The 17,963-nt window shown below is 65.6% G+C and carries 15 protein-coding genes and 1 pseudogene; 5 read left to right on the plus strand and 11 right to left on the minus strand.

Features of this window, described 5'->3' with window-relative positions; genetic code table 11:
- Positions 1 to 54 precede the first annotated feature (54 nt).
- Entirely contained in the window at positions 55 to 1,125 is a 1,071-nt protein-coding gene (locus M6B22_RS06020) for a tyrosine-type recombinase/integrase (protein ID WP_269444872.1), read from the plus strand.
- An 81-nt stretch (positions 1,126 to 1,206) separates the two neighbouring features.
- Here M6B22_RS06020 and M6B22_RS06025 read toward each other — a convergent pair whose 3' ends face one another.
- The 4 genes and pseudogenes from M6B22_RS06025 to M6B22_RS06040 all read right to left on the minus strand — a co-directional run.
- Positions 1,207 to 1,908 (minus strand): hypothetical protein, encoded by a 702-nt coding sequence (locus M6B22_RS06025; protein ID WP_269444873.1) that lies wholly within the window; start codon positions 1,906 to 1,908, stop codon positions 1,207 to 1,209.
- Positions 1,909 to 2,030: 122 nt separating this feature from the next.
- Positions 2,031 to 5,387 carry a hypothetical protein gene (locus tag M6B22_RS06030; protein WP_269444874.1) on the minus strand — a complete coding sequence of 1,119 codons (3,357 nt, stop codon included), beginning with the start codon at positions 5,385 to 5,387 and terminating at the stop codon, positions 2,031 to 2,033.
- 139 nt (positions 5,388 to 5,526) lie between these two features.
- Positions 5,527 to 6,027, minus strand: coding sequence for a hypothetical protein (locus M6B22_RS06035; protein WP_269444875.1), 501 nt, complete (start codon positions 6,025 to 6,027; stop codon positions 5,527 to 5,529).
- Between the two features lie 315 nt (positions 6,028 to 6,342).
- Positions 6,343 to 7,152, minus strand: a pseudogene (locus tag M6B22_RS06040) (transposase); the annotation flags it as partial.
- A gap of 191 nt (positions 7,153 to 7,343) precedes the next feature.
- Between M6B22_RS06040 and M6B22_RS06045 the strand changes: the two are divergent.
- Positions 7,344 to 8,705, plus strand: coding sequence for an IS256 family transposase (locus M6B22_RS06045; protein ID WP_407935646.1), 1,362 nt, complete (start codon positions 7,344 to 7,346; stop codon positions 8,703 to 8,705).
- Positions 8,706 to 8,723: 18 nt separating this feature from the next.
- Here M6B22_RS06045 and M6B22_RS06050 read toward each other — a convergent pair whose 3' ends face one another.
- The 3 genes from M6B22_RS06050 to M6B22_RS06060 all read right to left on the minus strand — a co-directional run bounded on the left by M6B22_RS06050 (position 8,724) and on the right by M6B22_RS06060 (position 10,366).
- Entirely contained in the window at positions 8,724 to 8,936 is a 213-nt protein-coding gene (locus M6B22_RS06050; RefSeq protein WP_269444876.1) for a hypothetical protein, read from the minus strand.
- Positions 8,937 to 8,968: 32 nt separating this feature from the next.
- Positions 8,969 to 9,295: a hypothetical protein gene (locus M6B22_RS06055; protein WP_269444877.1), complete on the minus strand. Its 327-nt coding sequence runs from the start codon at positions 9,293 to 9,295 to the stop codon at positions 8,969 to 8,971.
- 171 nt (positions 9,296 to 9,466) lie between these two features.
- Positions 9,467 to 10,366 (minus strand): Fic family protein, encoded by a 900-nt coding sequence (locus tag M6B22_RS06060; RefSeq protein ID WP_269444878.1) that lies wholly within the window; start codon positions 10,364 to 10,366, stop codon positions 9,467 to 9,469.
- Positions 10,367 to 10,867: 501 nt separating this feature from the next.
- On the opposite strand from M6B22_RS06060, the gene M6B22_RS06065 reads away from it, so the two are divergent.
- The gene (locus tag M6B22_RS06065; protein ID WP_269444879.1) at positions 10,868 to 11,689 is read left to right on the plus strand and encodes an IS1380 family transposase; all 822 of its coding nucleotides are present in this window, start codon (positions 10,868 to 10,870) and stop codon (positions 11,687 to 11,689) included.
- Here the strand turns inward: M6B22_RS06065 and M6B22_RS06070 are convergent.
- Positions 11,686 to 13,047, minus strand: coding sequence for an IS256 family transposase (locus tag M6B22_RS06070; RefSeq protein ID WP_407935646.1), 1,362 nt, complete (start codon positions 13,045 to 13,047; stop codon positions 11,686 to 11,688). The two genes, M6B22_RS06065 and M6B22_RS06070, sit on opposite strands and share 4 nt — an antisense overlap.
- Positions 13,048 to 13,311: 264 nt before the next feature.
- Between M6B22_RS06070 and M6B22_RS06075 the strand changes: the two genes are divergently transcribed.
- On the plus strand, positions 13,312 to 13,764 hold the full coding sequence (locus M6B22_RS06075) for a transposase (protein WP_331459789.1): 453 nt from the start codon (positions 13,312 to 13,314) through the stop codon (positions 13,762 to 13,764).
- Between the two features lie 476 nt (positions 13,765 to 14,240).
- Positions 14,241 to 15,584, plus strand: coding sequence for a tyrosine-type recombinase/integrase (locus M6B22_RS06080; RefSeq protein ID WP_269444880.1), 1,344 nt, complete (start codon positions 14,241 to 14,243; stop codon positions 15,582 to 15,584).
- A gap of 262 nt (positions 15,585 to 15,846) precedes the next feature.
- Here the strand turns inward: M6B22_RS06080 and M6B22_RS06085 are convergent, their stop codons facing one another.
- From M6B22_RS06085 to M6B22_RS06095, 3 genes are all read right to left on the minus strand, one after another.
- Positions 15,847 to 16,227 (minus strand): nuclear transport factor 2 family protein, encoded by a 381-nt coding sequence (locus tag M6B22_RS06085; protein ID WP_269444881.1) that lies wholly within the window; start codon positions 16,225 to 16,227, stop codon positions 15,847 to 15,849.
- Between the two features lie 46 nt (positions 16,228 to 16,273).
- A complete protein-coding gene (locus M6B22_RS06090) occupies positions 16,274 to 16,630 on the minus strand; it encodes a cupin domain-containing protein (RefSeq protein ID WP_269444882.1) in 357 nt (118 codons plus the stop codon).
- Between the two features lie 104 nt (positions 16,631 to 16,734).
- Complete coding sequence (locus M6B22_RS06095) at positions 16,735 to 17,919, minus strand: NAD(P)/FAD-dependent oxidoreductase (RefSeq protein WP_269444883.1); 1,185 nt, start codon at positions 17,917 to 17,919, stop codon at positions 16,735 to 16,737.
- Between the last annotated feature and the right edge of the window lie 44 nt (positions 17,920 to 17,963).

The raw sequence follows: 17,963 nt of genomic DNA on the forward strand, positions 1-17,963 counted from the left end.
GGCCGCTCGACCATCGTCAAGCAGGACGACGGCCGATGGCACGGCTTCGTCTCGATGGGTGCGAAGGGCGATGGCAGCCGCGACCGGCGACACGTCTCGGCCGCCACTCGCGCAGCGGTCGTCGAGAAGGTCAAGGCCCTCGAGGCCAAGCGTGACGCCGGCATGGTCGGCACGGCCGGCAAGGCGATGCTCGTCGAGGACTGGCTCGACTACTGGGCCGAGAACATCGCCTCGGTCCGTGTGCGCGCTCGCACGCTCGCCACGTACCGCACGATGATCCGTTTGCACCTCAACCCGTACATCGGCAAGCGGCGTCTCGACCAGCTGCAGTCTGAACACCTAGAGCAGACGTACAAGCAGCTCCTCGACAAGGGGTTGTCACCCGCGTCGGTGCTACGCGTGCATCGCATGCTGCATAGGGCACTCAAGATCGCGATGCAGCGTGACCGGGTGGCGCGTAACGTCGCAACGCTCGTCGAGCCGCCGCGGCAGGAGCGGCCGAAGACGCCGGAGCCGCTCGACGTCGAGGAGTGCAAGCGCGTGCTTGCCGCTGCCGAGGGTTTGCGCAACTCAGCGCGCTGGACGGTCGCGCTCGCGCTCGGCCTGCGCCAGTCTGAGGCGCTGGCGCTGCAGTGGAAGGACGTCGACTTCGACCGCGGCACGCTCTCCGTGCGCCGCGGACTGCACCGCGTGCCTGGCGAGGGCCTGGTGTTCACCGAGCCGAAGACCCATCGTTCGCGGCGCACGATCGCCGTGCCGGTGCCGCTGATCGAGGCGCTGCGGAAGCAGCGGGTCGCTCAGAATGAGGAACGGCTGGTCGTTGGCACCGAGTGGTATGACTGGGACCTCGTCTTCGCCCAGCCGAACGGCCGGCCGCTCGACAAGCATTCGGACTACGAGGCGTGGATCAGGCTGCTGAACCGCGCGAAGGTGCGGCACATCCGCCTGCACGACGGCCGCCACACCGCCGCCACGCTGCTTCTTACCGCCGGCGTCCATCCTCGCGTGGTGATGGAGCTGCTCGGACACAGCCAGATGCGCACGACGCCCGACATCTACAGCCACGTCATGCCGGCGCTCGCGCAAGAGGCCGCCGACCGCATGGCCAAGACCCTGTGGACGTGAGGCATTGGGCCGCGCGCTCCCGCGTCCATATTCGCCGAGAGGCGATTCTCGCCGAGCTGCCTCCGGAGACGAGCTAGCGATCTACGTCGAGAGCCCTGTGCGTTGGACTGCGTCCCAAGCCTCCCTGAGAACCGAGACGAGCCGAGCCTCCGGGACGCCCGAAGCTTGCACACCGTGGGCGATGAGGAGCAGCGCCGATGCACGGGAATCGCCGATGAAGCCAAACTCGTCGAGGATCTCGTCGTAGGGAACCCGGAGCGGAGTAGCCAGAACCCCAAGAACCACCAGTTCCCCGATGTTCGCACGCTGCTGGCGCGACTTCGCTCGAGCGAGGTCAGGATGCTTGCTGAACTGCAGTGCCACGTACTTGACGCGATGCTCCGGGAGATGGCGTCCGAGGTTCGCATAGACAGCCCGAACCTCCTCTTCCGGCGACAACGCAGCGGTCTCTCGCCATGACTGACTATCAATTGGATCGTTCACAATTCTTGCTGCGACCACGCACAAGCAGTCCAATGCAGTACAGAGTTCATTGACGAGAGCATCGATGAGGTTCCCGTCCGCCAACGGCTGAGACCGCTTCTGCCGCACGTCTTCGCGCCATGCTTCCGCCTCGACCTTCCGGTCATAATCCGCGGGATGTGCGGAGTAATCGCGCTGGTCCTTAAGCAGACGATAGAAGTGACTCAGTGCCGACTTCTCCTGGGGAGTGGCAACCGCTCGGACCACGTTCACGTCGCCGCGAAGTTGCGTGAGGTACCAGTCGCCGATCGCGATGGCCACATCCTGGAAGGTGACCGCTGTAGCGGTGACCCTGCTGTCTGGGAACTCTGCCGCTGGACTCCCCGTCGCAAGGCGCTTGAAAGCGCTGAATCGCTCCACAAGCTCCGCGGCACGCTCCGCGCTCATGCTGGCCGAGAACCGGGACCGCGACCACCGTGGCGGATCGGGTCGGCGATCGGTCCGCGATAGTTGAAGCCGATGTGGAATGTCGGGAGGACCTCGTTCTTCGACCTGTACCCGTCAGGCGAGAACCGCAACGGAACGAAATCCACCTCCGCTCTCAGTTGATCGACCCAGACCTTTCCACGCCGACCGTCGGGTGCTGCGGACGCCACCCTGCCGGTGAACCCCCTCGGCGTGCCGTCTGGATTGCTCGCCAAGTAGGCCAGGAAGACGCGGCGGCTGACATCGAGGCCCAACGAGCCAAGGCTGCGGAACTCTGCCTGCGCTGATGCAATTGAGCCGAGGTGGAACAATGCCAGCCCGCGGACGAAGGCGATCCTGTACTGATCAAATCCTGCAGCGCCGTGGAGAGAATTCACGAGATCAAGGCACGCATCCCACTCTGGTTGCCCGAACGGCACAGTCTGTCGCTCGCCACGAAGGAGCCTGCCCCCCGTTCGTTGTTGCCAGTACAGGTCCAAGATCAGGCGCGCGCATTTCCAGTCGTCGCGAATGGAAGCCGGTGCCGACATGAGCGTGTCCAGAGCCACCTTGACTGCGTCATCGCTCTTCGAGTTCGCTGCACGGCTGGCCAGCAGGTAGTAAGCCGCCGGGTTGTCCATCGCCGCGAGCTCTCGGAGGTAACTAACCTCAAGGTCCTTGTCGCCAAGTAGTTTGGCGATGTCTGCCTGGCGCGCCCGATATTTCGCCCGCTGGCCCGGAGATAGATCCTCTGGGTCCAGGGAGTCAAGAGAGGCTTGCGCGTCAGCCAGCAAGGTCAGCTTGGACTCAGGGTCTAGCTCTCCTCCAGTAACTGCGTCTCTGGCGGTCCACGCAAGGACGTCGACCGGGTAGATGTTCTCTGGGTCTGCCTCACGTGCACGCATGACAGCGTCGACCAGTCGATCCAGGAGCGCCGAGACTGAACCGCGCTCCGGTACATCCTCGCCCGACACGAGCTCGAACACCTGTGACCCGATGGACGCCGCGAGTTCGACATAGAGATTCAGACGCCCGCGCGCGGATGTGTCTCCCTCTTCGAGCGTCCGAAGCAGCAGCTGCTCCGAATCGCGCAAACGGGCCAGCCGCTCATCACGTTGCATCAGTCCACTGCGCTGCGATCGTTTGACGTTCTCCCGCGAAAGGTTGACCTCCATCAAGACCAGCCGTGGGTGAACCGACCCACTGCGGGCTCGCTGATCCGCAAAGGCATCAGCAAGCTCGCCGTACCACCTGGCGTACCGACCCTGCTCATCACTCTGCGGCCCGATCAGATCTAACAGATCGACGATGAACTGCACTTCGTCCCCGCCCGTACGCCCGTTCATGTCGGGTCGCACGCTCTCAATGAATGACGTCACCACGTCGATCTCGGTAAGGTCCGTGAGATCCTCACGAGCGAGCAACTCCGCTTCCAACCGGGTCCGCACACCGAGGAATTGGGTGCCGTTCGCCTCCTCCGTCCAGCGGAAGATGTCGAAGCGTTGGACGAAGTCCACGATCGCGGACGACCCTTCGCGGCCGACGATCCGAAGCGCGAGTTCGAGTGGAACGCTGAGACCCCGTCGCCCGGCAACGAGCAACATGGCGCTGAGTTGCTCAGTCGTGCTGCGTTCACCGAACGCAAGGTCTGGCAAGTCCTCCGGGGGATGCGTGGCTGGAGCCAACGCCTCGATGTCGAATCCGGCGGCCATAAGAGCCTCGGCAATAGCCGTCAGGCGCTTCTCAGGCTCACGCTGCGCCCTGTCCCGAGATAGCGCTTCCATCCCCGACTCGGCCGCGCGCATCTCTAGCGCGAGTCCGCGACGCAAGCCGGCTTCGGTCTCGGGGAGCGCGCGATACAGGAGCGCCAGGAACGACGTATCGGCGCCGCTGGCGGTGGGCGGCATCTCGATCCCGTAGGCCCCGAGCCAAGGGCCCACCTTGTCCGCCTCTTCGCTGTCCAGATGGATCGGGGCGGTCACAGTCCGCTTCCCGACCTCGGCGGTCAGATAAGTACTCCCGACTATCACCACTCGCTGCCCCCGCGCGCGCAGCTGGCGGTGCAGCGCGAAGTAATCGTCGGCATCAACCATGCCGTCCCAGATGAGCACCGTCTTCAGCCCGGCCACCGCTTCAGCCCACAGTCCGTAGGCTTCGACCTCGGTCGCACTAGGACGATCTCTGCGCCGGGATTGGTGAAGGACGGCTGCCCTCCCTGCTTTGGCAAGAGCTTGGGCGAGCCAGACCAGAGCAAGGCTCTTGCCGGCGGCCGTCTGTCCCTGCAGAAGGATGGGTCCGACGTCCTCCGGATCGTCCAGCGCTGCCTCAACCACCCTGAGCAGATCGGGCTCAAACGTTCGCGGCAGCTTCATACTGCTCGCGACAGCGCGCCACGGCGGCGCCCCCTCTGGTGCTCCAAGAAAGCCGCGGAAGCGCTGATATGTGATCGGCCCCAATGCGTAAGGGAATGGCTCGAGCAGTTCGAGGTCTACCGGCCTGGCGGTGCCGATAATGCGGTTCCACGTCGCTACGTCGACGCTCACGAACCCCGGCCCGGCTGGAATCAGCCGCGTACGGTCGACGGCCTCGCCCGAGGGTTCTAAAAGGAGGCCGGCAGTCGAGGCTCCGGCGAGGAAATCGGACAGCGACTCGGCATGGGTGACGATGACCCCTCTCGAGGCGGCGGCACCGATCAAGGAGTCCGAGACGACGTCGGCGGTGGCCGAAAAGAGGTGCACCTGCCCCGGCGCAAGGCGACTTGCGAAGTTGTATAGATCCTTGGCTGAGAGCCAGTCCCTGGACGACCACCCCTCGATTAGGAGAACGCCTCTTGGGGTGATCGCGCTGGTAGCGAGTTCCGAGAGAGCGTCAGTCGCGGCTCGCTGCGTGTCGACCCAACTGAGCACGCTGTCGGGTGGGCGCTCGTCCTCGGGAAGGTCCAGCCCTCCGAACAGATAGCGGACCTGAAGTTCGGTGGCTGACCTCGAACCCCGTCCTCCGCTCGCGGCTGTGGGAACGATTCTTCGCCATTTCGCCTCGAACCAACGGCTGGTTGCCCCGTCGATCCTCGTCGTCAGGACACCATTCCACGCTAGCGATGTGACTACCTCCAAACCGTCCGGACGCGCCAGGTCACCGATCAACGACGCGTAGGCCCGGAGATCTTCCGGCCGCAGGTCGGGCACCTCCGACGCAGGTCCCGCGGAAAGCTCTTCCGGGAAGAACCAACCGTGCTTGTCCCTCGCGTCGGCGAGCTTTGGGCGGTCGCTTCCTTGGCCGAGCAGCAAGAACCGTGGGCCTGCGGTGATGCGTGCTAGCAGGTCACGGTCACTCATCGGTGCAGTCCTCTCCGAGCCGATGATCCAAAGCGAGCAGGTTGTCTTCCAGGGGTGCGTGCATCACGTCGGGCGGCTGCAAGCGCAAGCAGGCGGCTGATGGGAGCAGGAGACCGACCGCTAGCCCGCTTAGGTCCGATCACGCTGCTAAGGCCGACTGCTTGGCCCCTGCCTTGGCAGCCGCGAAGACGACGGAAGCGACTGCTACGGCACTGACGAGAACTCCCATGAGCCGCTTGTCGAACTGTTCCGACAGGAACTGCTTATTTTCGGCATCCTTCGCCTGTGCATCGGCGTGGACATCCCGGACCTCCTTAACGAGGCGCAGACGGTCTTCAGAGCTCAGGTCTTTGCTGAGCTCGCCCTTCAGGAGGCCCAAGCGCGCCATTTGCACCTCATGAGCCAACTCCATGCTGCGCGCGTTCGACGAGAGGGTGGCGTCGTGGCCCTTCGAAACGTCGTCTATAACGACCCGCGCGAACATGGCGATGTCGGGGAGCTGACCGAGGATGTCCCCCGCAATACGCGAATCCATGTCTGACAACATCGCCATAAGCTGAAGGACGTGCTCCTTCGTCAGGTGCCGCCAGTCGGGAAGCCCTAGCGCATCCTTGACCTTAACCGCACTGACGTCACGCATGGAACCTCCACCCTCAATCGCTCGGAACAAAGTCGATCAGAATGTCAGACGTGGGGCCGCCACGCAACCTCGGATCTTCGCCTTCACGCGAGCAGGGCGGCTCATCGAGTCTGTCCGCCATCGCGCACATCCACGACCGCCAGCATTCAGTCCCTGGTGCCCATGGACAGCCACATGGATCGCATACTCGGCGGTCCGCCGGTCGACGAAGATGATCTTCGTTTCGGAGTCCTGTTCGCCCGTAGCTATCGCCATTTAGTTTGGAAGCCACCGCGGCGGTCCGGAATTTGTCAAGGCGGTTGAGGCCAGCGGGAGTTATGCGGCTGCGGTGACGGGCTCCTGTTCTTGATCTTCGGTCTGGGTGATTGGTGGGTTGATCCAGGCGGCGACGGGTAGGTCGAGGATCTTCGGGTCGGTGTCGCTGCTGAACCGGTGCGGTGTCGCCGTGCGGGCCGCGGCCAGAGCGCTTGCTCGTCGCTCGGCGATGGCTTCGGTGAGGCCGTAGTGGACGTCAGCGGGCGTGTGCAGCCCGATGCCGCTGTGGTGGTGTTCGTGGTTGTAATGCTGGACGAACTCGTCGAGGAACGACCTGGCGTGCTGCAGCGAGCCGAACCTGTCGGGGAACACCGGCGCGTACTTCAGCGTCTTGAACCAGGCCTCGGAGAACGGGTTGTCATTCGACACCCGCGGCCGTGAATGTGAGCGGGTCACGTTCAGGTCGGTGAGCAACGCAGCCACGGTCTTCGACGTCATCGAGGTGCCCCGATCGGCGTGCACCACCCTCGGGGTGCCGTGGATGGTGAAGACCTCCTGCATCATTTCCTCAGCCAGGACAGCGGATTCGGTGACGTGCACGCAGGCGCCGACGATGTAACGGGAGTAGATGTCGATCATCACGTAGGCGTCGAAGTAGGAGCCCTTGACCGGGCCCCGCAGTTTGGTGATGTCCCAGGTGAACACCTCACCGGGTCCGGTCGCAACCAGTTCTGGGCGCACCCGCGCCGGATGACGGGCCAGCCGGCGCCGGTCCTTGACCTGGGCGTTGGCGGCCAACACCCGATACATGCTCGACACCGAACACAGATACCGGCCGCGGTCGAGCAGCACCGCATAGATCTGCAGCGGCGTGCGGGCGTGTCAGATGGTCTGTGTGAGGGGTTGAGCTAACCCCGTGCGGGAGGCTCCTGCGGGAGCTGTCGCACAGATCGGAGAACACGATCATGACGATCACGATGATGCCGGGCGGCCGGGCCGCTGCGGTGAACGAGGTGCCGTCGGCGGTGGCCGATCAGCTGGTGTCGGCGACACTGGAGGACATGGCCAAGCGCAGCCGCAAGGACGAGCCGGTGCCACCGGCGCGGGTGGCGGCGCGCAAGCTGGTGGCCGAGATGGCCGGGCAGGGCTGGCTGGACGATCTGATGTCGAAGGTCGGTGACGACGGTGTCGCGTTGACCGGCGACGGCGGGTTCCTGCCGGAGATGATCAAGGCGGTGCTCGAGCGTGGACTCGAGGCCGAGCTCACCGATCACTTGGGCTACGAGCGTGGTGACCCGGCCGGGGCCGGGTCTGGCAACTCCCGTAACGGGTCGACGCCGAAGACGTTGTTGACCGAGGTCGGGCCGGTCGATCTGGACACGCCGCGGGATCGGGTCGGCAGCTTCACGCCCCGGCTGGTACCGAAGGGGACCCGCCGCCTCGGCGGCCTGTCGGACATGATCATCAGCCTCTATGCCGGTGGGATGACGGTGCGCGACATCGGCCACCACCTGCAGCGGGTCTATGGCACCGAGCTGTCCCATGACACGATCTCCAAGATCACCGACGAGGTCCTCGAAGAGGTCAAGGCCTGGCAGACCCGTCCCCTGGACGCGGTCTATCCGGTGATCTTCATCGACGCCCTGGTGGTGAAGGTCCGCGACCAGAACGTAGTGCGCAACAAGGCCTGTCACGTGGTGATCGGCGTCGATACCGACGGCGTGAAGCACGTGCTGGGCTTGTGGGTTCAGCAGCAAGAAGGCGCTCGGTTCTGGAACCAGGTGCTCGGCGAGCTGCGCAACCGCGGAGTGCGCGACGTGCTGATCGCCTGCTGCGACGGCCTGGTCGGGCTGCCAGAGGCGGTCGAGTCGACCTGGCCGCAGACAGTGGTGCAGACCTGCGTGGTCCACCTGATTCGCGCCTCGCTGCGTTACGTGTCCTACAACGACCGCAAGGCCGTCGCTGCGGCGCTCAAGCCGATCTACACCGCGGTCAACGCCGACGCCGCCTTCGACGAGCTCACCACGTTCGCCGACTCCGAACTCGGCAAGAAGTACGGCGCCACCGTCGCAGCGTGGGAACGAGCCTGGGACCGGTTCGTGCCGTTCCTGGCCTTCCCACTGGAGGTTCGCAAGGTCATCTACACCACCAACTCGATCGAGTCGTTGAACTACCAGCTCCGCAAGATCATCAAGAACCGTGGCCAGTTCCCCAATGACGACGCCATCATCAAGCTCATCTGGCTGGCCATCCTCGACATCGAAGACAAGCGCGCCGCTCTGCGAGAGAAGGACAAAGGCAAGCCGGCGAACAAGCGCACCGCCCCGCCCCGCCTGATCGAAGGCGCCACCACCACCGGCTGGCGCGCCGCCATCAACGCCCTCGACCTGGCCTACCCCGGCCGGCTCCCCGCCGGCCTCTAACCCAACGATCTTGACCACTTACACAGAAGACTTGACAGGCTCCGGCGTGCGGTCCACGAACTCCGCACTGTTGAGCACGGCCAGCACCTCGATCCGCTCAGCGACGCTGAGCCGGTTCGCCGGCGCGGTGCGTGGCGACGGCCGCGACGTCGTCGAGGCCGGCCGGGCCTCAGGGCGCCCGGCGGTGGCTCGGGCGACACCGGTCAGACCAGCCGCGTCGCGGGTTGTCATCCCAGCCAGGGTCAGCGCCCGGTAGGCGGCCATCAACGCCGCGTGGACGGCGGATCGTCCTGCGCGCTCTCGGAGATCTCCTCCAAGAGCGCGTGCGCTTTTCCCATGATGTCCAACGCCACCTCGGTCCGCACCAGACGCCGCTGCGCCTTGTCCAGCTGGCCCCGCAGCCGGGCGATCTCCGCCTGCTCCGCGCTCAACCGGCCCACCTTCGCGCCGGCCGCACGGCCCTCGAGCACACCGGCGTCACGCAGCTTGCGCCACTCGGTGACCTGAGACGAGTACAGCCCCTGCTCCCGCAGATACGCCCCGCCCTGACCAACCCGGCACGCCTCGTCATAGGCGGCCAGATGCTGCAACTTCTCCGCTGGGGCAAAGGATCTCCGCCGAGACGGACCACCGGCCCGCGGCTGGGAACCACTCATGAACCCATCATCGACGACAGGGGCAGAAAGCACGGAACTCGACATGGTCATCATCCTGAATCTCGCCCTGCCGGAGCGGACTTGCTAAGAGCCGCTGGCCTCAACTCACCCTGACACGCAGGGGTCGGCTCGATCGGCGACGGTGTCAAGGGCCTCGAGGACGCGTGGCGCGCAGTAGCGCCGGTAGCGCTGGCGGCCCGAGACCTTCACGAGCAAGTCGGTCTCGACAAATTGCTCGATCGCGCCGAGCGCGGCTGGTGCGGTCACACCAAGCTGGCGTTGCAGCAGCGGAGAATCCACGACCGGTTGGCTCAGGAGCATGTCCGCCAGTCGCCACGCCGTTGCGCCGCGGCGAGCCGTGATGACGTCGTCCCAGGTCGCGCGCACGGTGTGTAGCTCGTCGACGAGGGTCCGGCCGTTGTTGATCGCCGCAAATGTCGCGTTGGCAAGCCGCTCGACGATTGGCTCGGGGTTGCCATCCCGGTACGCGGTCAACGCGTCGAAGTAGCTGCGAATGTCGGCGAGCAGGCCGACCGACAATGGGACGGTGACTTGGCGGGTTAGCTCCTCGGCGCGCAGCAGGCTGTGCACCAATGCGCGACCAGTACGCCCGTTGCCGTCGGTGAACGGGTGAATGGTTTCGAACTGGGCATGGGCGATCGCGGCCTGGACCAGTGTCGGGAGGTCATCACGCACGAGGAAGCGCTCGAGGTCATTGATCGCCATTGGAACCCGGTCCGGATGGGACGGCACGAAGATGGCCTCGTGCGGCGACGAGATGCTCACACCGATCCAGTTCTGGACGGTGCGCCACTTCCCGGACGATTCGGGCTCGGTGCTGCCAAGTAGTGCCTTGTGCATCGCGAGGGTGACGTCGCCGTCGAGGTGATCGGCGTGCGCCACCGCGACCTCCATCGCGACGCCATTGGCGACGACGAGCGCCGCGCTCGCCGAGCTGGTGTCGCCGAGCTCGGCCAGGCCGACTGCCTCGGCGGATGCGATCACGTTCTCGATCCGAGACGATGCCGCGGCTTCGGCTCGACGCAGGGCCGTGGACAGCTGAAGCGGGTCGGCGCCGACCTGCTGGTCGAACCGCGCGATCTCCGTGGCCGCCTCGGTGGCGAGGGCGCGGGTTGCGGGTGACAGCGGTACGTCCGGAACGTCGGCGACCTCGGCGGCTATCGCGGCCCGATAGGGAGGGGCCGCCCGAGACGCGGACTCGCCCGGAAGTGTCGCCGGCTGCCACCGCAGTCGCTCGTAGGTCACCGCCGGCCAGGCCCTCGTTATCGACCCGGCAACGCCTCTGCGCACGCCGTCAGCTTAGTAAAGGATCTGGCGACATCCTTTACTTAGCCCGGATCCACCGACCAGCTTGATTGGTTGAGCGCGTCGTAACGCACGAATGTCCTTCTGGGACGGACGATTGGACTTGCTGAAGGTCCCAATTCGTTCACCCGGAAGGACACCCGTTCGGTGCGAGCATCTCATGATTTGAGTTGTGTGTCGGTGAGCTTCGATGAGCCGAATCTGGTGCCGTCGGCGGGGTTGTTGCCGGCCGCGGTGCTGGCCCAGCGGATCGACCTGGCGGGGCTGGTCGAGGCACGGCTGCGGCTGGGTCGGCATGGTGCGAACAGCGGTGCGAAGGCGTTGACAGTGATCGGGGCGATGCTGGCCGGTGGCGACAGCATCGATGACACCGGCCTGCTGCGCGCCGGTGCGCTACCGAAGCTGTTCGACGTGACGCGGGCACCATCGACGATCGGGACGTGGCTGCGGGACTTCAAGTGGCACAACGTGCGCCAGCTCGACGCCATCAGCCGCGAGCTGCTGGTTCGACTCTGGTCGGCTGGCGCTGGCCCGGCTGATCTGGCCGCGCCGATGACGATCGACGTCGATTCCACGATCGTGCCGGTGTTCGGGCGCGGTAAGCAGGGCGCGGCGTTCGGCTATACGAAGGTCCGCGGTTATCACCCGCAGATCGCCACCAGCGCCGAGACCGGGCAGGTGCTGTTCTCTCGGCTGCGGGGCGGAGCGGCCGGCGCCGCCCGCGGCGCGAAGTCGTTCCTCACCGAGACGTTCTCCCGGGTCCGCGCCGCAGGGGCCACCGGTGAGTTGACGCTGCGCGCGGACTCGGCGTTCTACTCCAAAGCCGTCCTGGGCACCGCGGCGAAGTTCGGAGTCCGGTTCTCGATCACCGCCCGCCAGGACAAGCGTGTCCGGGCGGCGATCGACGCGATCGAGGAATCGGCGTGGACGCCGATCCCGTACTGGCTCTCGACACCGAGCCTGTCAAGTCTTCTGTGTAAGTGGTCAAGATCGTTGGGTTAGAGGCCGGCGGGGAGCCGGCCGGGGTAGGCCAGGTCGAGGGCGTTGATGGCGGCGCGCCAGCCGGTGGTGGTGGCGCCTTCGATCAGGCGGGGCGGGGCGGTGCGCTTGTTCGCCGGCTTGCCTTTGTCCTTCTCTCGCAGAGCGGCGCGCTTGTCTTCGATGTCGAGGATGGCCAGCCAGATGAGCTTGATGATGGCGTCGTCATTGGGGAACTGGCCACGGTTCTTGATGATCTTGCGGAGCTGGTAGTTCAACGACTCGATCGAGTTGGTGGTGTAGATGACCTTGCGAACCTCCAGTGGGAAGGCCAGGAACGGCACGAACCGGTCCCAGGCTCGTTCCCACGCTGCGACGGTGGCGCCGTACTTCTTGCCGAGTTCGGAGTCGGCGAACGTGGTGAGCTCGTCGAAGGCGGCGTCGGCGTTGACCGCGGTGTAGATCGGCTTGAGCGCCGCAGCGACGGCCTTGCGGTCGTTGTAGGACACGTAACGCAGCGAGGCGCGAATCAGGTGGACCACGCAGGTCTGCACCACTGTCTGCGGCCAGGTCGACTCGACCGCCTCTGGCAGCCCGACCAGGCCGTCGCAGCAGGCGATCAGCACGTCGCGCACTCCGCGGTTGCGCAGCTCGCCGAGCACCTGGTTCCAGAACCGAGCGCCTTCTTGCTGCTGAACCCACAAGCCCAGCACGTGCTTCACGCCGTCGGTATCGACGCCGATCACCACGTGACAGGCCTTGTTGCGCACTACGTTCTGGTCGCGGACCTTCACCACCAGGGCGTCGATGAAGATCACCGGATAGACCGCGTCCAGGGGACGGGTCTGCCAGGCCTTGACCTCTTCGAGGACCTCGTCGGTGATCTTGGAGATCGTGTCATGGGACAGCTCGGTGCCATAGACCCGCTGCAGGTGGTGGCCGATGTCGCGCACCGTCATCCCACCGGCATAGAGGCTGATGATCATGTCCGACAGGCCGCCGAGGCGGCGGGTCCCCTTCGGTACCAGCCGGGGCGTGAAGCTGCCGACCCGATCCCGCGGCGTGTCCAGATCGACCGGCCCGACCTCGGTCAACAACGTCTTCGGCGTCGACCCGTTACGGGAGTTGCCAGACCCGGCCCCGGCCGGGTCACCACGCTCGTAGCCCAAGTGATCGGTGAGCTCGGCCTCGAGTCCACGCTCGAGCACCGCCTTGATCATCTCCGGCAGGAACCCGCCGTCGCCGGTCAACGCGACACCGTCGTCACCGACCTTCGACATCAGATCGTCCAGCCAGCCCTGCCCGGCCATCTCGGCCACCAGCTTGCGCGCCGCCACCCGCGCCGGTGGCACCGGCTCGTCCTTGCGGCTGCGCTTGGCCATGTCCTCCAGTGTCGCCGACACCAGCTGATCGGCCACCGCCGACGGCACCTCGTTCACCGCAGCGGCCCGGCCGCCCGGCATCATCGTGATCGTCATGATCGTGTTCTCCGATCTGTGCGACAGCTCCCGCAGGAGCCTCCCGCACGGGGTTAGCTCAACCCCTCACACAGACCATCTGACACGCCCTCGACACCGGAGGTATCCGGCGCCGACGTCGCAGAAACCAGCTACACCGCCTTCGCCGGCACCAAGCACGCCCGAACAGTGCGGCTGATCGTGCGCCGTGTCCGACCGACACCCGGTTCGCAGCTCGCGTTGTTCGCCACCTACGACTACCACGCCTTCGTCACCGACCGGCCCGGCCAGAGGCTCGACATCGAAGCCGATCACCGCCGCCACGCCATCGTCGAGCAGTCCATCGCCGAACTGAAATCAGCCGGGCTCGCGCATATGCCCTCCTCGTCGTTCACGGCCAACGCCGCGTGGCTCGCGCTCACCGTGATGGCCCACAACCTCGGTCGCGCTGTCGGCCTGCTCGCCGACGGCCCGCTGCACCGCGCCACCGCCACCACCCTGCGCCGGGCCGTGTTCACCGTCCCCGGCCGGCTCGTGCGCTCAGCGCGCCGATGGCGACTACGCCTGCCCGCAGGCTGGCCCTGGGCCGCGCAGTTCACCACCGCACTGAGCGCGATCATCGCCATACCGGCTCGCTGCTGAACACCCGCGCCGCCGACCACCACAACCAAGGACTCTCGGAGAAGCCGGCAGACCGGCCAGCTCGACCTGCCCGCCCACGGCATCACCGCAGCCAAGATCAACTACCAGCAAGCATTGATCAACTCACGGTTGCACGGTGGATCTGGGCTTAGAACGACGCTAAGCATCAGATCCCGACGCGCGCCGTTGGCACCAATGGCTACCAAAATGGCTACCACGCAGATTGTGATGATCTTGCAAGTGCCTCTAGGCCAATGATTTCGGGTGGAGCTGAGGGGACTCGAACCCCTGACCCCCACACTGCCAGCCGGGACTCCGTGTACACGATCAGGCCGCTTTGAGCTGCGTGATTGCGCTAGACTCCCTTGTAACGCAAGGGATCTGTGCCAGGTGATGTCGTCTCGTGCCGACGCGTGCCGCGGAGTCGACCGGGGTCAGATCCGGGTCACGATCTTGATCGGAAAGGAGCATGCGGGATGGGGCAGTCACGCAGACGGATCGGGCGGGACGGCACCCCGCGCTACACCGCCTACTACGACGACATCACCGGGCGGCGCCGCTCGGCCGGCACCTTCGCCACCGAGAAGCAGGCCGATCGGGCCTGGCAGCGCGCCGAGGCCGGGGTCGCCGAGGGTCGAGTCACCGACCTCGGGCGGGGCCGGCAGCGCTTCGCCCGCTACGTGTCCGAGGTGTGGTTCCCCAACCATCGCATCGAGCTGACCACCCGGCAGAACTACAGCTACTACCTCGAGCGGCATCTGCTGCCCGCGTTCGGCGGCTACAAGATGATCGAGATCATGCCGGCCGACATCCGCGACTGGATCACCAAAGCCAGCGCGGACGGCGTGAAGCCGGCGACGATCAAGTACTGCCTGTCGGTGCTGTCGGCGATCTTCACCACCGCGTTGAACGACCAGATCACCACGCTGCACCCGTGCAAGGGCGTCAAGGCCCCGACCGTGCCGGCCAAAACCCGCCAGATCGTCACCCCGGACCAGTTCGACCTCATCCACCACGCCCTCCCCTGCCGTGAGGTTCAACTGCTGGTGGAAACCGACATCGAGACCGGGCTGCGCTGGGGTGAACTGATCGAACTGCGCAAGCGCGACATCGACTGGGACAGCCGAGTCCTCACCGTCTCCCGGGTCGCGATCGAACTCGAACCGCGCTTTCACCCCGACGGCGGACGGTTCCTGGTCAAGCAGTACCCGAAAGATGACGAGTGGCGGCGCATCACCCTCTCCCGCCACATCTTCGACCAACTCGCCGAGCACGTCGCCAACATGCCCGATGAGCTCGGCGAGGATGCGCTGCTGTTCACCGCCCCCGAACCCACCAGCGCCCGCCGCCGCCCGGAACAACTGCCCGACCCCGACAGCCTCGGGCTGACCGAACCAAACCAGGCGGGACGGCAATACCGACACGGCACCATCACCGCCTACAACATGGCCCCGTGCCGCTGCCAACACTGCCGCGACGCCTACGCCGCCTACCGCGCCAACCGCCGCGCCGCCGGCATCGACCGACCCCGCGGCACCCGCCGCCTGGACACCGACGGACATATCCCCCGCGCCTGGTTCCGCACCAACATCTGGACCCCAGCCCTGCAAGCCGCCGGGCTACGGTTCAAAGTCCGCTTCCACGACCTGCGCCACGCCCACGCCTCCTGGCTACTCGCCGGAGGCGCCGACCTACAAACCGTCAAAGAACGCATGGGCCACGCCCGCCTGAGCACCACCGAGAAATACCTGCACACCCTCCCCCACGCCGACGCCGCCGCCGTCAACGCCCTCGACGCAATGCGGCACCGCTCGAGCTGACCGAACCACGACGCCGGACCCGGCACACCCCGCACCCAAGAAGACGCTCGGCACGGGTGACGGCCACAGGACACCCGCACGCTCATAGCGATGATCGAACAATCGCGACGCTCGGATCGCGGCGATAGCGGGAGTCGTCACAGCGACGTCGGTATACATGACAATGCAGTTGACACTGGGCGCTTTTCGTTGGTTCGTGCGCAGCGTCAGCCGACGCCGTGCCGGGCAGGACCTGATTCGAGTCTCGAACGAGGCGGGCTGGTCACACACCAACGGCGTGGTAGGCCACGAAACGCCAGCCCCCCGACATCTGCGCCCACACGGCGAGGGCATGAGTATGCAGCGTGCGCGGCCGCCCGTCGACCTGCACCTGCGCCGACATCACCTCGGTGAACGCCACGGTATTTCCGGCGACCACCTGTCCCTGCACTTCGCAATCGATCGTCTCATAACGATAGAAGCCACTGCGACACCGATCCAGATAGGTCTGGCAGTTGTCGGTGTGACCACTTGAATGCGTGTAGAGCAGATTCGGATGGCAGAGCCGCTCCAACTGGTCGAAGTCGCGAGCCGTGAGGGCCTCCAATCGCTGCCTCTCCAGCTCAAGGAGTAGCACGCCAGGTCCGGTCGAGGTCACCGTCACGACTACACCCTGGAATCCCGGCCCGCCGCGCGCACCGAGTATCTGGTCACTTCAACCATGTACGTGCCGGAGGGCTCTTGATCTCTATCCAGACCGATGGGTCCTCCACGGCGACCATTTGATGCTCGAGTTCTGGCGGGTGATAGAAGGAATCGCCCGCGGATAGCTCCCAGGTTTGCTCACCCAGGCGCATCCGCACCCGACCGGACACGATGTAGCCGACGCTGTCGTGGTCATGGACGTGTGGCGGGGACTCGGAGCCGCCTGCCATCGTCACCTCAAGGACGTTCATTCGCTCGGATTCAGCGAGGACGCGCACCTGAGCGGGACGTTTGAGTTGGCGTCCCTCGACGGTCTCGAGCACCACGTATTCGGCCTCGTTCCTGCGTACGACGTAGGTCACTGGGCGGTCTCCCATCATTCTCGTGAACTGCGTTTGGACCTGCGTCGACCGCGAAGGCGCGGTTGACCGGCCCCGCGCGGGGGCGTCGGCGGTTGGCCCGGCGATCACATCTTCGGCGGCATGAATCTCATCGGCGAATATGCGTCTGCGTCTACGTTCAGCTCGGTGCTGCCACTGAGGACCAGGTCCGAAACCAGCTTCCCGGTAGCTGCCGAGAGGTGGATCCCCTTGCGGCCGTGACCGGAAGCGACGTAGACGTTGTCGAAGGCCGGTGTCGTTCCGATCATGGGCAGGAGATCGACTGACATGGGACGCCCACCTGCCAGATCCTTGATCACCTCGGCCTTGCGAAGGAAGGGGAACCGTTCCAGCCCGGTGTCGAGCAGCAGTTGCGTGTCATCCGGCAACGCGTGGGTCTCGAAGACGGGGCGGATGTAGGCATCAGTCGGTCGGAGCCCACCTCCCGGTGCGGGGTCGGGTGTCGCGGCGAGGAGGAAGTCTCCGTTGGGGTACTGCATCAGCGCGATTCTCTCGATCACGTGGTGCTTCAATGCGAGATCGCCGGGAATCCTCAGCACGTGCAGCTGGCCCTTGAGGTTGCACATCGGAAGCGGGAATCCCAGCCACACGGAGGCTGTGGGAGTCCACGATCCCATGGCTATGACGACGTGATCGCATTCGATGGTCGAGCCGTCAGCCAGTCGCACTCCGGACGCCCGTTCGGACTCCCAGGTGAGGCCGATAACCTCAGCGATCTGCAGCTTCGCGCCACTGTGCCGAGCGGCGGACATGTACAGACGAGCCAGCTTCCACCCGTCGATCTGGATCACCGACCCGAAGAGGTACCCGCCGAGAACGCTGGGAGCGAGAAGTGGCTCGTGGCGGCGGATCTCGTCGGCCTCGAGCCAGACCGCTCCAGCACCGGCCGCTTCGAGTTGCGCTCCGCTCGCGGCGTACATGTCACGTAGGTTGGCGAGCACCTCATCGGTGAAGGCGGGCGCGAGACCGGGACGGTCGTTGAACCATCCCGGCTCGTCCTCGAACGTCTTGAGGTGATCCATGTTCTCGCGGATGAGCCGGATGCTTTCGAGTCCGAGCGCGAGGTGGGGGCCCGGGGAGAAGTCACCGCCGAAGGCGTTGAAGAAGCCTGGACCATGGCCACTTGACCCAGCCGCGATGTCTTCCTTCTCCACCACCGTCACCTGGGCGCCGGCGCTGCTGAGGAAATAGGCGGCGGAGGTTCCTACTACACCGCCACCGATCACGACGACATCGGTTGCCTTACTCAAGATCTGACCCCTTCCAGAAAGAAAGCACCGGGCCGTCGCCGATC

This window comes from Jatrophihabitans cynanchi (genome assembly GCF_027247405.1).
Taxonomy (GTDB): Bacteria; Actinomycetota; Actinomycetes; order Mycobacteriales; family Jatrophihabitantaceae; genus Jatrophihabitans_B; species Jatrophihabitans_B cynanchi.

Coding starts and splice junctions, on each gene's coding strand:
- M6B22_RS06020 (WP_269444872.1), top strand. CDS start 55: ATGGGTGCGAAGGGCGATGGCAGCCGCGACCGGCGACACGTCTCGGCC.
- M6B22_RS06030 (WP_269444874.1), bottom strand. CDS start 5,387: ATGAGTGACCGTGACCTGCTAGCACGCATCACCGCAGGCCCACGGTTC.
- M6B22_RS06035 (WP_269444875.1), bottom strand. CDS start 6,027: ATGCGTGACGTCAGTGCGGTTAAGGTCAAGGATGCGCTAGGGCTTCCC.
- M6B22_RS06045 (WP_407935646.1), top strand. CDS start 7,344: ATGGCCAAGCGCAGCCGCAAGGACGAGCCGGTGCCACCGGCGCGGGTG.
- M6B22_RS06050 (WP_269444876.1), bottom strand. CDS start 8,936: ATGACAACCCGCGACGCGGCTGGTCTGACCGGTGTCGCCCGAGCCACC.
- M6B22_RS06070 (WP_407935646.1), bottom strand. CDS start 13,047: ATGGCCAAGCGCAGCCGCAAGGACGAGCCGGTGCCACCGGCGCGGGTG.
- M6B22_RS06080 (WP_269444880.1), top strand. CDS start 14,241: ATGGGGCAGTCACGCAGACGGATCGGGCGGGACGGCACCCCGCGCTAC.